At 40.7% G+C, this 14,859-nt stretch carries 11 protein-coding genes; 6 read left to right on the top strand and 5 right to left on the bottom strand.

Going from position 1 to position 14,859, the window contains the following annotated elements; all coding sequences use genetic code 11:
* The first annotated feature begins 356 nt into the window (after positions 1 to 356).
* Positions 357 to 3,728 carry a mechanosensitive channel MscK gene (gene mscK / locus ACRC53_RS10015; protein ID WP_438643289.1) on the top strand — a complete coding sequence of 1,124 codons (3,372 nt, stop codon included), beginning with the start codon at positions 357 to 359 and terminating at the stop codon, positions 3,726 to 3,728.
* A gap of 97 nt (positions 3,729 to 3,825) precedes the next feature.
* Here mscK and rsmS read toward each other — a convergent pair whose 3' ends face one another.
* The 4 genes from rsmS to dinG all read right to left on the bottom strand — a co-directional run bounded on the left by rsmS (position 3,826) and on the right by dinG (position 7,093).
* Positions 3,826 to 4,017, bottom strand: a complete 192-nt coding sequence (rsmS, locus tag ACRC53_RS10010; protein WP_438643288.1) for a pleiotropic regulatory protein RsmS — start codon at positions 4,015 to 4,017, stop codon at positions 3,826 to 3,828.
* A gap of 75 nt (positions 4,018 to 4,092) precedes the next feature.
* Complete coding sequence (locus ACRC53_RS10005) at positions 4,093 to 4,341, bottom strand: GlsB/YeaQ/YmgE family stress response membrane protein (RefSeq protein ID WP_438643287.1); 249 nt, start codon at positions 4,339 to 4,341, stop codon at positions 4,093 to 4,095.
* Positions 4,342 to 4,478: 137 nt separating this feature from the next.
* On the bottom strand, positions 4,479 to 5,021 hold the full coding sequence (gene priC, locus ACRC53_RS10000) for a primosomal replication protein PriC (protein ID WP_438643286.1): 543 nt from the start codon (positions 5,019 to 5,021) through the stop codon (positions 4,479 to 4,481).
* Positions 5,022 to 5,032: 11 nt separating this feature from the next.
* The gene (dinG, locus tag ACRC53_RS09995; RefSeq protein WP_438643285.1) at positions 5,033 to 7,093 is read right to left on the bottom strand and encodes an ATP-dependent DNA helicase DinG; all 2,061 of its coding nucleotides are present in this window, start codon (positions 7,091 to 7,093) and stop codon (positions 5,033 to 5,035) included.
* A 561-nt stretch (positions 7,094 to 7,654) separates the two neighbouring features.
* Between dinG and ACRC53_RS09990 the strand changes: the two genes are divergently transcribed.
* The 3 genes from ACRC53_RS09990 (at position 7,655) to ACRC53_RS09980 (ending at position 9,532) form a co-directional block, all read left to right on the top strand.
* Positions 7,655 to 8,719 carry a porin gene (locus ACRC53_RS09990; RefSeq protein WP_438643284.1) on the top strand — a complete coding sequence of 355 codons (1,065 nt, stop codon included), beginning with the start codon at positions 7,655 to 7,657 and terminating at the stop codon, positions 8,717 to 8,719.
* Between the two features lie 218 nt (positions 8,720 to 8,937).
* Positions 8,938 to 9,060 carry a hypothetical protein gene (locus ACRC53_RS09985; protein WP_438643283.1) on the top strand — a complete coding sequence of 41 codons (123 nt, stop codon included), beginning with the start codon at positions 8,938 to 8,940 and terminating at the stop codon, positions 9,058 to 9,060.
* A gap of 109 nt (positions 9,061 to 9,169) precedes the next feature.
* Complete coding sequence (locus ACRC53_RS09980; RefSeq protein WP_438643282.1) at positions 9,170 to 9,532, top strand: DUF454 family protein; 363 nt, start codon at positions 9,170 to 9,172, stop codon at positions 9,530 to 9,532.
* Between the two features lie 155 nt (positions 9,533 to 9,687).
* Here ACRC53_RS09980 and dtpA read toward each other — a convergent pair whose 3' ends face one another.
* Positions 9,688 to 11,133: a dipeptide/tripeptide permease DtpA gene (gene dtpA / locus ACRC53_RS09975; protein ID WP_438643281.1), complete on the bottom strand. Its 1,446-nt coding sequence runs from the start codon at positions 11,131 to 11,133 to the stop codon at positions 9,688 to 9,690.
* A gap of 452 nt (positions 11,134 to 11,585) precedes the next feature.
* Between dtpA and apt the strand changes: the two genes are divergently transcribed.
* Together apt and dnaX are read left to right on the top strand one after the other, a co-directional pair.
* A complete protein-coding gene (gene apt / locus ACRC53_RS09970) occupies positions 11,586 to 12,131 on the top strand; it encodes an adenine phosphoribosyltransferase (RefSeq protein WP_438643635.1) in 546 nt (181 codons plus the stop codon).
* A 296-nt stretch (positions 12,132 to 12,427) separates the two neighbouring features.
* Positions 12,428 to 14,710, top strand: coding sequence for a DNA polymerase III subunit gamma/tau (gene dnaX / locus ACRC53_RS09965; RefSeq protein ID WP_438643280.1), 2,283 nt, complete (start codon positions 12,428 to 12,430; stop codon positions 14,708 to 14,710).
* Positions 14,711 to 14,859: the final 149 nt, after the last annotated feature.

Here is a 14,859-nt window from a genome sequence, read left to right as displayed (position 1 = left end):
AATATGGAGCTATTTTTTTGTGTGATTTTTACTATTATCGTTTTGATTTTTAACATTATTTCTAATGCAACAAAAGCGTAACTTAATGTGTCAGTTAGAGGTGATTAAATAGCAATTAAGTCGATTTTTTTACTTGACATATTGACTATTTATTCTAGAAGAGATTTAGCTAAATGGCATAATAAGATAAATATCTCTTTTGATTATGTGTTAAATCTCTTCAGTTGCTTCTTTTTTCATCCCTTTTATATGAATTTCTTGATGTAGAATAGATGCATTTTGCTGTGGGAAAATGTATAGGTCTGTTATTCTATTCTTTTATTCGATTGCTCTTTTTTTACTCGTTTTAGGACGCTATGGCCTCGATGTTGTGTGTATCTTCTCGTATTAACAGAGCTGCATTGCTCTCTGTATTATTGGTTTTTTCCCTTTTCTTTGGTCATTCAGTTATCGCTGCACCGAGTATCGGTGGGGGTTCATTTGAGTTACCGCAAACAGAAGAGCTACAAGTTCAGTTAGATGGGTTGGCAAAAAAGGATAAATTATCGCCAACTCAAACAACACAAAAGGGTGATCTTGAGCAAACGATTGGCTTTCTTGATACAATTGATAAAGAGAAAAGCAAGATTCGTGAAATTCAACAGCAGTATGATAAAGCACCTGCACTGTTACGTCAGTTGCAAGATCAAGCGAATACGCTGCGTAATGGTTTAGATAAAACCAGCCTAGACAAAGAGTTTAAGCAGTTGAGTTTAGCTGAGTTAGAGAAAAAACTCAGTGATACACAAGCGAATACACAAAAAACACAAGAGCAGCTTTCGGCAGTAAGTAGCCAACTGATCTCAATGCAAACACTGCCTGAGCGTGCACAAGCGGCAATGAGTAAAGCTTATGTACGTATTCAAGATATTCGCAATATCCTAAATGGGGTATCAGCTGATCAAGATAGTTTAACAGCAGAGCACAAGCAGTTGTTAAATACAGAGATTGTTTTATTAAATACACAAATTGAACGTCGACAAAAAGAGTTAGACAGTAATACAACTCTGCAAGACATCGCTCAAAAACAACGTGATATTTTTACTGCACAATTGAATCAATATGAGCAGTTATCACAATTGTTGCAGCAACAAATTAACCAAAATAACCTGACACAGTCAGAAAAAATGGTGACTGATGTCAGTGGTTCAGAGCATGCCTCAGAACAGGATTTAAACCCGCTCGTCGTTAAAGAGCTTAATAAGAATCATCAGATAAGCCAGAATTTGATTAATGCAACACAACAAGTAAATACTATGGTGCAAGAGAACACCAAGGTAAAAAACTGGCTTGATAGCGTGACACAAACTGAGCGTAACCTAAATGAGCAGATCTCCGTATTAAAAGGTAGTTTGTTATTATCGCGTATTTTGTATCAACAGCGCCAAATGTTGCCTGATGCAAATTTGGCCCGCAATCTAGAAGAACGTATTGCTGATTTACGTTTAGAGCAATTTGAGGTAAATCGTCAGCGCGATGAGTTGTATCAACCTAATCAATATATTGATCAACTTGCAACTCAAAATGGCAATACACCACTATCAGAACCTGTACGTAAAGCGTTAATGCAAGTTCTAGATGCGCGTAAAGAGTTATTAGATCAATTTAATAAGCAGTTGGGCAACCAACTTAATATGTCGATTAATTTACAACTTAATCAACAGCAATTACAGCGTGTTAATAGCAGTCTTCAAAATACATTACAGCAACAAATCTTTTGGGTTACAAGTAATAAACCGCTGGATTTAGCATGGGTTTGGGGTTTGCCTGCAGCCATGTTTTATCAAACACAAGAGATTATTAGTGATATTCACCTTACCAATTGGGTCGGACAAGAGCTCAAACTTCTGTTTGTTATTATTCCATTGTTAATGTTGGCCAGTTTAATTATTTGGCGACGTAAAGATCTGACAAAGCATTTACAATCAATAGAGTCTGATATTGGTCAATTGCGCCGTGATTCGCAGTTGCACACACTAAAAGCTCTTTTGCTTACCATGCTGCAAATATTACCGGGCACACTCCTTGTAATCAGTTTCGGTATGTTATTTATTTTTAGTAATTTAAGTAGCCCAATTATCATTTGGCATTTGACTTTGCGTTTTGCATTGGCTTATCAGGCGTTTGGTATGTTGGCGAAGGTGTTACAACCGGGTGGTATTGCCGAAACACACTTCAACCGTAAAGAGTCTGACATCAACCATTTCCGCCGCTCATTGCACTATATTGCGATGGCGGTTGTACCATTAATTTTAGTTTCTACGATAGGGGAGCTTGACCCTTCGAGTTTAGCTGATGATGCAATTGGGCAAGTTATTACTATTTCAATGCTCATTGTGATGGTGTTTTTGATTTACCCTATTTCTCGTTCTCGTATTGATGAGAATGGAAATAGTTTGCTACGTTTGTTTGTCATGTTCGCTATCATGCTTGCACCTGTGGCACTTATTGCATTAGTTGTGCTTGGTTACTATTACACTTCGCTTAAGCTCACTGCCAAGCTTATTGATAGTTTCTATTTAGTCATGCTCTGGTGGGTTATCCATGAAACCGCGTTACGTGGTTTGGCCGTAGCTGCTCGTCGTTTAGCCTATCGTCGTGCAATGGCTCGTCGTCAGCAAAAAGCGCATGAAAACGCAGAAGGTGGGGAAATTATTGATGAACAGCCTATGGCTCTGGAGCAAATTAACCAGCAGTCATTGCGTTTATCTAACATGTTACTGTTTTTGGTATTCTTAGGAGCATTTTACTGGCTTTGGTCTGATTTAGTTACGGTAATTTCTTATCTTGATAGTATTACGTTGTGGGTTAGTACTAACGCAACAGATAATATTACTCATGCAGTGACGTTACGTGATCTACTCATGGCTATTGTGTTTGCTGTAGTCGCTTATGTGCTTACACGCAACTTGCCTGGTTTGCTCGAAGTTTTAGTGTTATCAAAACTCCAACTGGGGCAGGGGGCATCGTATGCAATTACAACGATGCTTTCATACGTAATTACCGCGCTTGGTGTTATGCTTTCACTTTCAGCCGTAGGTATGTCGTGGGATAAATTGCAGTGGATTGCAACAGGTCTCTCTGTTGGCCTGGGTTTTGGTTTGCAAGAGATCTTTGCAAACTTTGTCGCGGGTTTGATTTTGCTATTTGAACGCCCGATTCGTATTGGTGATACCATTACAATTGGTAATTTTACCGGTACAGTCAGTAAAATTCGTATTCGTGCTACAACAGTAACTGATTTTGACCGTAAAGAGGTCATTATCCCGAACAAAAACTTCGTGGTTGAGCGGTTACAAAACTGGTCATTAACTGACACTGTCACCCGCGTATTAATTCGCGTGGGTGTAGCATATGGTTCTGATTTAGAACTTACTCGTAAGTTGTTATTACAGGCAGCATATGAGAATGATCGAGTAATGCAAGATCCTGAACCACTTGTGTTTTTCTTAACTTTTGGTGCAAGTACATTAGATCATGAGTTGCGTGTTTATGTTCGTGAATTGCGAGATCGTAGCTTTACTGTTGATGAATTGAATCGCCGTATTGACCAACTTTTCCGTGATAACAACATTGAAATTGCGTTTAATCAGATGGATATTTATGTTAAAAACCTAAATAAGCCAACGGAAGAAGAAGTAAAGGTACACTCAACAACACAAGTATTTCCACCTAAATTAGCTGAATAAGTGTTAGGGTAAAAAAAAGGGGGCGAAATCAATAAAGATTTCGCCCCTTATGTTTTTTCGCTAAGAATATTGATCAATATGGCTGCAAATTATAGCATTATGGTTGTACTACGGGTTCTGCGTCTACAGGTGGTAGAGTCGTTATTTGTGTAGCACATTTATACTGCATATCTTGTTTTACAATCTCAAGTGCACTTAGTGCAATTTGAGGTGAAACATTATTAATTTCCAGCAAATAGATAAGATCAACAGCTAGTTTTATTTCAGGTGATGCTTGTTCAAGGCTCATCATACTTCCTATTTTGGATAAACTTTAATCATTTTTATAGAGTGTACACTGATTAAGTTGTTGAGCCTTTACGGTTTAGCTTTTAATTTTTCGATAGACAAAAAGTACAATTAAAGAGCCAATAATTGAGAAAATTAGGCTTTTAATGTTAAAGCCGGTAATAGTGGCAATACCCAGTAACTGACTAACATATCCACCAATTACTGCACCTACAATACCTAAGATAACAGTAACAATAAAACCGCCTTCATCATTTCCTGGCATAATCCATTTTGCCAACACACCAACGACTAAGCCTAGAATAATCCAAGAAAAAATACCCATTTTATTTGCCTCATAAAAGAAAGAGTTACCCTAATAAGTATAGTGTCTCTGCATTGATAGCAAGCATAATATTGATAAAATTCTTGTCTATTGCTGAAATAAGCGTAGGGTAACAAGCAACGTAGTGTAGGAAATTTTTAACGCGGTAAGCGACTATCTTGCTGCTCTATACGGCGTTCTATTTTTTGTAATGCAGATTTACAACGTTGTAATCGTCCTTCATAAGCAGCAATTTCTTGCTGTAATGTTCGTTGTTGTGCAAGTGTTTCGCAGCGATTTAAATTTGACTCTTTAATACGAATCATCTCCGTTAAACGGCGTTCATATTCTTGATGTTTGGTAAACTCATCATATACCTCTGCATAGTTTTTACGGTTGTGTGCAGGTTTTGTATGCACACGTTCTTGCTGGCGAAGGGTTTGTGTAGAGATCTCACGCTGCAATGCAGTAAATTGTGCAGTTACAATGTCAGCTAAAAATGCTACTTGTGCAGCAGTTTTAGCATGATCAAGTTGATCAAGGTTAACGGCAAGCTCCTTTACGCAGTCAGTTAAACGTGGGCTGTAGCATTTAAATAACGTTTGAGCAAAACGTGGGGCATTAGGTAGCGTTTTATCTGCGGTAATGGCTAACTCTTCAAGCTGTGTTAGTGCTTGTCTAAAACGTGCGGTAATTGACATACTTTACCCGATTAATATTCTACATGGCGGTGAAAAGGGGGCAGCGCATCAAGCAGCGCTTTTCCATAACGGCGGGTAATCACACGCCTATCAAGCAGTACAACCCGCCCCTGATCATCTTCAGTTCGGATCAACCGCCCAACAGACTGTATCAACTTGCGGCTTGCTTCTGGTACGGTAATTTGCAAAAACGGGTTGCCCCCTTTGTGCGTAATATATTCAGCATAAGCTTGCTCTAAAGGGGATGTAGGCACTGCAAAAGGCAATTTAGTAATAATTAAGTTAGTGAGATAATCACCAGGTAAATCAAGCCCTTCAGAAAAACTGCCTGTTCCCAGTAAAATGCTAGTTTTTTTTCCATCACACTGCATTTTATGTAGAGTCAGCAGCGCATCACGCGAAGCCTCACCTTGAACCAGCAGACTAAACCCCTGTGCTCGCAGACCTTCTGCCACTCGATTCATCTGCCAATATGAAGCAAATAAAATTAAACTGGCTTGCTGATTAGCCAGATAGGTCGGTAATTCAGTGATCAGTGTATCAGTATACTGATCATCAGCAGGGTCTATTTTTAGATTAGGGATCAGAAGCACACTGTTGTTCTTGTAATCAAATGGTGATTGCAAGCTTAGGTGTGCTATTTCATGGGCTTTGCCAAGACCAGCTTGCCGACAAAAATAGTCAAATTTTCCTAATGCACGTAATGTAGCTGAACACAGCACCGCACCTGCACACCGGCTCCAAAGTAAGACATCTAATTTACCACCACTTTCGAGTGGGGATACTGCCACAATCATATCGTGTGATTCAGCATCTATAGCTATCCAGCGAGCAAATGGTGCATCAGCAGGGTGATCCTCTTTGCTCATTCCTGTCCAACAGCGGTCAAGCTGTGTCATGCGCTCAATATATGGCGAGAACTCAGCCAACAAAGGCTCAACACGAGGGCTTAATGAGGCATCATTGCGTACCAGTTCAGCCGCTTGATCGAGCAAAATCCCCAGTGTTTGATTTGCTTTTTTGCACTGTATTTTTAAATCACTAAAGAGTGGTTGCAACCCTTCTGGCACTTCACCTAAAGGAAAACGCCAAATACCTTCAGCATTAAACTGGCTTTCTGCTTGTTCAATAATCTGCATTAACTGCCGTAATGCAGGGATTATCTCTATAAGAGCTGAACGTAGGCGATTTACCAACTCTTGTGCCCGCGCAGTGGTCAGAATAGTCAGTAACTTACCAACATGTTGATTGAGTTTTTCAACCCAGCTTCCGCTTTGGCGTACTGGCAGGTGTACAGCAAAAAACTCACGAGCGACATCAGGCAGATGGTGTGCTTCATCAATAACAAATAGAGTATTTTCAGTATCAGGTAAAATTACACCGCCTCCAAGATCTAAATCGGCCATCAACAAACTGTGGTTGGTCACAATCACATCATGGGTGAGTAAATCAGAGCGTGCGCGCTGAAAGGGGCATTGGCGATGCTGTGAAAGTGATGCATTACAGTGATGCCGTTCCGAAACGACTTGTTGCCAAAGCTGATCTGGCACGGGTGTAGGCCAACTATCACGATCACCACTCCACGACCCATCTTGTAGGGCAATGTTCATTTGGCTGATGATCGCCAGATCTTCTGCTTGTGGTGGGTTTTCCCACAATGCTAGTTGCCCGTCGTCTGCCACGCTGTGCGCTACCTTATGTGCGCAACAATACCGACCTCGACCTTTTGCTAAAGTGTAATGAAACGGTAACTTACTGTATGTAGCATAAAAGGGTAAATCTTTGTGAATTAATTGTTCTTGTAGTGCAACAGTGGCTGTAGAGATAACCAATTTTTTATTATTTGCTTGTGCGTAGGGAATGGCTGAAACCAGATAAGCCAGAGATTTACCAATTCCTGTGGCAGCTTCTGCAACTAAAATTCGCGGTTTTGGTGCATGTTCACCTGCCAGTGTTTTTGCAATTTCAGCAATTAATTTAAGTTGCCCATGGCGTGGTTTAAAGCCAGGTAATGCATCTGAAAGTGCTCGGTACACATTACGAATCGTTGTTTTGGTTTCTGAATTTAGCATTAAGACACTCCGTTACTCGTGGTGCAATTCTACCAAAAAGTGAGATGCATCACGCTAATTAAAGTAGGCGGCTTGTTGCATACGGATAAATTTTTGGGAATAGCTCTACTTTTGAATGAATATGTGAAGCATCTCACGATTGATTCACCTGTGCTATTAATGGGCTATTTTACGGTTTAAAAAATGAATAAGTAGCATATAAAATTGATTGTAACGGCATTTTTCAAGGTTAAAATCTGATTTATGCTGTTTTTTATGAATATATAGTGAATAATTTTGCATTAAAGATTTCTGATTAAGTTCAAAAAAAAAGGATTTTTTGTGTGAAAAATGGAGTTATTTAAGTGCTGTTATTATCTTATCTGCATGAAAAATAATGGGAATTTGTTGTTTTTTGCCAGTGTTTGACATGAAAAATCCTTTCTGTCAGCATTAGCCGCGAATCAACATAAAGTTGCTTGTTTAGCCTTAGAGTAAGCGACAGGGAAACTTTAGCGACGGTAAAAAATACCGCATTTAGATATAAAAACTAACCAAAGAAAAGGCAGTGGATTAAATATTATGAAAAAGACGATTTTAGCATTAGCAGTACCTGCTCTGTTGGCTGCTGGCGTAACAAACGCAGCAACGGTATATAAAAATGACGATACCTCAATTGACCTGAAAGGTTCTATTCGCCTGTTGGCTGAAGAGGGAAGTCATCGTGATGCCAATCTTGGTGATGATGGTTCGCGTATTGGTTTGGGTATCAATCACAATTTGGGTAATGGCCTGAGTGGGATTGGCTATATCGAAATGGGTTACGATACTCAAAAACAAGAGAGCTCAGGTGATTCGCCAATTAAAAACCGTTTAGCATATGCGGGTCTGTCTTTAGATGGTGTTGGTACACTGACTGCTGGCCGTATTACGGCACCGTTTGATGATGTTGCACTGTCTGACTACACCTATACCTACGGTGGTGTTATGGACTTTGGTAAAATCGCATCAAGTAAAGACGGTGGTCCGTTTGGCCATAAAAATACGTTCTTTGCACGTACCTCTAACTCTGTGAAAGTAGAGTCTGCGGAATTTAATGGCTTTAAAGCTGCGGGTTCTTATACCATGCAGACGGGTGAAGCCTATAACCATATTGATAGTGCATATACCTTGGCTGCATTTTACACTTCTGATTTTGGTCTGACATTTAACGCAGGTTATGGCCATGGTAAGTCAAACGGTGGCAAAGACTTAATCGGTGTATTACAGAATGCAGCTGATGCAGATATTTGGGGTATTGGTACTCAGTACGAAATTAATGATTTTACTATCGGATTGGATTATGGTCAGGCTAAACTAGACTATAACTCTACAAAGGCAACTGCTAAATCTGACCTGCTTGGTGTGGGTGTGAAATACCAAATTATTGAACAATCTAAAGTGTATGCAGGTTACTTTGGCCGTGATTACACCGACTATGCTGATTTGAATCGCCATGATCAATATGTTCTTGGTGTTGACTATGCTTACTCTAAGAACGTTGTGACTTTCTTAGAATATGCACATGATGACTATAAATACGTTAAGCCAACCGACGAAATAAAGAACGAAGATCGTATCGGTCTGGGTTTCCGCGTTTACTTCTAATGTAGCGTTGTACTTAGTATGTTAAAAAGCCGGTATTTATACCGGCTTTTTTATTGTGTACGAAAAGTTATTATTTGCAATATCCTTACTGTTTGTCAGTTGTTGTAATTTTCTTTTTGGCATTAAATAGGCAAGTAGTATATGTGTCTGTTATGTCGATATTTATTTAGCACCGTAAGTTAAGTCATCGTGATGAGATAAACCAATGAGGAGCACACATGGACAGTGATTTTAAAGATCCACTAAATATAGGATGTATCCTACTGTTTTTACTGGTTTTTTGTATTCCGTTATTGCCCGCATGGTTTGGTTGGTTACACGTATTCACGCTACACCCTTAATGATTTATCAGCAGGAAAAGAAATTTTTAGTATCTTGTCATTGATACTGAACAATATGGCGGCATGATGAATATCCTCAAGCTCAGGGTGTAAATATAGGTGAGGATATATGCGTTGGTTTTATATAGCCACGGGGTGTTTGGCTGTGATATTGGGTGTTATTGGGGTTATTTTACCCTTATTGCCGACAACCCCTTTTTTATTATTAGCACTTGCTTGTTTTGCGCGCTCTTCGCCACGTTGCCATGATTGGTTAATGTACCGTTCGCCGTTTGCCGTGTTATTGCAACAGTGGCAACACAATAGAACGATTCCTAAAGCAGCTAAATTACGCGCAATCTGTTTTGTTTTATGCAGTTTTGCTGTATCGATAGGGTTTGTATCACTGAATGTGGTTAAAATAATTCTTGTGTTGTTGTGCATGGTTATTTTGTATTTACTTTGGCGGATACCAGTCGGTATGCCAAAGTAAAGTATATAGCGAGCCATGTTACTCATGAACAAATGTAAAGATAACGATAAAAATAGCGAAGTCAAACGGGTAAAATAATACAGAGACAGGTAAAAAAGACATAAACCGAAAAGAGACGCTTACTCAACATTGCGCCTCTTTTCGGTTTAGTTTAGTTATGCTGAGTGTTCTTGTGTCATTCGGTAGAGTAATGGTGCTGTTGCAATCATCAATACAGCAATGACAGCTGTCGCAATACCAATTTGTAAAAAGACATGACCATAAATATTCAGTGAAACTAACGGATCTTTTACGTCACCGGGTGTTGCCGTTAAACTAGCAACATACCCTGCAATAACAGATGCGCCGGCAGACGTTAAGAACCATGCTCCCATGATAAAACCCATCAAGCGTTGAGGTACAAGCTGAGCAACCATGGCAAGGCCTAACCCTGAAATTAGCAGCTCCCCCACACTTTGCAGGAAATAACTTAAAATCAGCCAGTTAGCTGAAACTAACCCTGCTGCGTTAGCATAGCGGGTGCTGAGATATAAAATTAAAAATGCCCCAGAGCAGAGCACCATGCCGATGGCAAATTTATGCGGCATCGGCAGTTTATCACCCATACGGTGATAAATAATCGCCAAAATAGGGCTGGCAACCATAATCCAGAATGGGTTAAGTGACTGAAACTGTTCTGGTTCAACTGGAATACCAAACAAGCTATGCACTGTGTTATGGATAGCAAAGAAATTGAGCGAGAGTGGCATTTGGCTATATAGCACAAAGAAAATAACAGCTTCTAGCATCAGCACAAAAGCAACAATCATTTTACGGCGCGCAGTATTTTTCAGTGCAAAGGTTTCACGGATAAAGATAAATACAATTCCCATTGAGACCAATGCCAGCGCAATATGGGCAATTAAAATATGTTCTAAAACCCAGCTGGATACTAATGAGGCAACAACAGTACCTATTACGACGAGTAAAAGATTACGACGATCAATAGGCTTGAAATCAGGTTTCGAACCATACTCTTTGACCCAGCCTTTCATCATCAAAAAGTTGATGATAGTAATTAATAACCCTAGCACACTCAGTGAAAAGGCGACGTTCCAGCCATAACGGTTGGCTAAATACGGTGTCGCCAGCATAGAGATAAATGAGCCGATATTAATCGACATATAATAGAGCGTAAATGCGCCATCAAGTCGAGGATCATCTTTGTCATAGCATTTAGAGAGCAGGGAAGAGGGGTTTGCTTTAAATAACCCATTACCCACAGCAATGGTTCCCATACCGAGGTAAATCCACGTAATGTGGGTGGTTGAAAAAGCAATCATGGCGTAACCCACCACGAGTGTAATAGCGCCTAAAATAATCAGGCGTTTTGTTCCAAGAACTTTATCTCCTAACCAACCACCAACAGCAACCAATCCATAAACCAGTGCAATAAAAGAGGAAAACAGTGCAAATGAGTGGGTTTCAGGTAGTTTTAACTCTTGAACCAAGTAAACAGCAAGAATGCCCTGTAGCCCGTAAAAACCGAAACGCTCCCACAATTCGACCGAAAAGATGAGATAAAATGATTTGGGTTGTTTGAGTGATTCAGTGATCGACACGTTAACCTCTGTATGAATTATTGTGCTGGCAAGATGCGTAATTTTTTTAGACACTCTCGTTTACACGCATGTGAGGTAAATCACAAGGTTTTGCAAAATCATGTTACAAAACAGCCGGGGCGGAAAGTTAATTGAGTTTTCACATTGGGTGATTTATTGATTTTTATATAGTTACGTTTTTTTTAAGTTTATTTAATGTAATTAAAGCGTGGCTGGCCTGCGTGAGATATGAGCATTGAGTTTAAGATTTACTTTAAGGCGTTGCATTTCACGTCAGCTTTGACTAAATTCTGCACTTTTGAGATTTTCCTCTGTGCAATAGGCAGAATAAGCGTAGTTCTTTTTTGTTGTATAGTAATAGAAACCTGAAAATATACTGGCATAAAAAGAGTATGCTTAACGTTGCCGATATTGTTGCCAGATTACCTTTGTACTGCGGACGACACGAAATGATGACTGAACAAGCACGCCAACTGGTTAAAGAGAGCATTAAAACAATTGTAGATTATCCAAAGCAGGGCATTTTGTTCCGCGATGTGACCAGTTTGCTGGAAGTACCCGAAGCGTTTGCTGCAAGCATACGTTTACTTGTTGAGCATTACCGCGATCAAGGTTTTACTAAAGTGGTTGGCACAGAAGCACGCGGTTTTTTCTTTGGTACACCAGTCGCCTTAGCTCTTGGTGTTGGTTTTGTGCCTGTACGTAAGCCTGGTAAATTGCCGCGTGAAGTTATCGCAGAGAGCTATGCGTTAGAGTATGGTACAGATACATTAGAGATGCATATTGATGCGATTGTTCCAGGTGACAAAGTGTTGGTGATTGATGATCTACTTGCAACCGGTGGAACTATTGATGCTACTGCAAAATTGATCCGTCGCTTAGGTGGTGAAGTGACTGACGCAGCATTTATTATTAATCTACCAGATTTAGGTGGTCAGCAACGTTTAGAGAATATGGGGATTAAAACGTTTAATTTGGTTGATTTTGCTGGCCACTAATATTTATGCGTTAAAAAATGCTGCATATCCTATTGATTAAATCATAAAGTAACACTATGTAATAAAATGGTATGCAGCCTAATATCTTCAATATTGTATTTTGATGGATGCGGGTGAGTTTTTTAACCCGCGTTTTATCTAAAATCAGATCTTCAAGTCTATATTGTTTTTTGTGCTTTTTTCTCTATATCTACAGCCTGATTTTCAGTGTAATTATGTCAGATATTGGCTGACTTCTGTGAACTCCGTGGCTGCTATGCTATTATTGGCCTCCGTTTCCCTGTATTCCGGTTCCGATGAGTTATCAGGTTTTAGCCCGTAAGTGGCGTCCCCACACCTTTAATGCCGTTGTGGGTCAGGAGCACGTATTAACAGCCTTAGCGAATGGTTTATCGCTTGGGCGTTTACACCATGCCTATCTGTTTTCTGGTACGCGCGGGGTAGGTAAAACTACTATTGCCCGCCTGTTTGCCAAAGGGCTAAACTGTGAAACCGGCGTTACTGCAACGCCTTGTGGTGTTTGTGATACTTGCCGTGAGATTGATGAAGGCCGATTTGTTGATTTATTAGAAATTGATGCGGCATCACGGACCAAAATTGAAGATACGCGGGAATTACTCGATAATGTGCAATACACGCCGGTACGTGGGCGCTTTAAAGTTTATCTGATCGATGAAGTGCATATGTTATCGCGCCACAGCTTTAATGCGCTGCTTAAAACGCTTGAAGAACCACCTTCATATGTAAAGTTTTTGTTGGCGACAACGGACCCACAAAAACTACCAGTGACTATTTTGTCGCGTTGTTTGCAATTTCATCTTAAAGCGTTGGATGTTGATCAGATTCGTGGCCAGCTTGAGCATATTCTAAAAGCAGAAGCTATTCCGTTTGAGATGCGTGCACTTTCGCAACTGGCACGGGCTGCTGAAGGCAGTATGCGTGATGCATTAAGCTTAACAGATCAAGCTATTGCTATGAGCAGTGGGCAGGTGACGATTGACGGTGTCAATCAGATGTTGGGTTCATTAGATGCTGACCAGCCACTAGCCCTAATTGAAGCTCTGCATCAAGCAGATGGCCAGCAAATTATGCTGCTGTTACAACAGGCTGCTGAGCGCGGCACTGATTGGGAAGCTTTATTAGTAGCAACCAATGCTATTTTACACCAAGTTGCCATGGCGCAAATGTTACCAGGCACAATCGATGATACTGAACCACACGCAGTACGTTTACACTCACTTGCCCACACTCTTGCTCCGCAAGATATACAGTTGTACTACCAAACATTACTGATAGGGCGCAAAGAGTTGCTACTTGCACCTGATCGTCGAAGTGGTGTTGAAATGACATTTTTACGTGCACTGGCATTTCATCCTACGCACACTATTATGCAACAAAATGTTGGTATACCATTTAGTGCTATGGCAGTGGCGAGTGAGCCACAACCCTCTGTTTTAGCAAAAATGCCTGTTACACGAGCAGACGTTAGCATAAATCACACACCACATCAGGTAATATCAGTTGCATCGAGTCAAGATACAGCAGCACATGCTCCAACCCAGATCATCTCTTCAGATGTACCTCAATCTGCAGCTCCTCAGCCCCCTATAGATACGAACATGAGAGCTCAAGAGCCGTCTTTGGAGGATACTGCATTATCTATAAACTCACGGGTTGATACTGAGTCGACGGTTAAATTGACAAATTTTGTCAACAATGCAGAGCGATTAAATGAGCATGTAGAGACTAATGTGACATTTGAGCCTTCGTTGCACTCATTAGATTCTGCAGTTGATACGGTATCTGTGTCTGTTGCAATGCAGGCGTTGCAGGCCCGTGAGCAATTGCGTTCTCAGCGTCAACGTACAGAAAGTAGTGTTCGGAGTGAGGCTGGAGGTTTAGCAAAAAAAGTTGAGCCGGTTGTAGCAGCAACGCTGCGGCCGGCAAAGAGTAAGTCTTCACCGTTAGAGCGTCTGGCACTGGCGGGTGAGCAACGTGCCCAGCAATCTGATCAGAGGCAGGCTGCCCCTACTCAGGCACCACCTGTACTAGCGAAAAAGAAAAAAGAAGCTTACCGCTGGACAGCACAAAACCCTGAGCTGGAAACCAATGATGTAGTAACCCCCGATCAGTTGCGCAGCTCACTTGAGCATGAGAAAACGCCTGAAATGGCGTTAAAGCTGGCAAAAGAGGCGAGCGAGCGCGACCCTTGGTCGGCGCAAATAGAAACACTTGGTGTGGCTAAATTAGTGGAACAACTAGCGTTAAATGCCGTCAAAGAGGAGTTAAGTGCTGGGCAAATCCGTCTATTATTGCGCTCTTCACAGCGGCATCTGAACTCTGAAAGGGCAAAAGAGCAGTTAACCGAGGCGCTGAGTCAGCAAACCGGTTTGTCTATTGCACTTGAAATTGTAGAAAGTGATGATAAAACGCAGCTTACGCCATTAGAGATCAGACAAATGATCTATGATGAAAAGCTGGCTCAAGCGCGGCAGTCATTGCAGGGGGATGCCCATATCCTGCAGTTACAGCGTCTTTTTGCAGCCAGTGTAGATGAGAGTAGTATTCGGCCACTGTAGTGCTGTATCCCCCATTTACGGTTTGAAGTTTGCCGTGTAAATGTTGAATAATGGGTGGGATAAGCTATTTTGTGCGGTATGTGCACAGTAAATAAGAATTTTATAGGAAAGCATACGATAAAAAGGCTTTTCTTATAGCATTAACTTGA

This window comes from Plesiomonas sp. (genome assembly GCF_051652165.1).
In the GTDB taxonomy this organism is placed as follows: domain Bacteria; phylum Pseudomonadota; class Gammaproteobacteria; order Enterobacterales; family CAMTGL01; genus Plesiomonas.
This window is presented reverse-complemented; position numbering and strand designations above follow the sequence as displayed.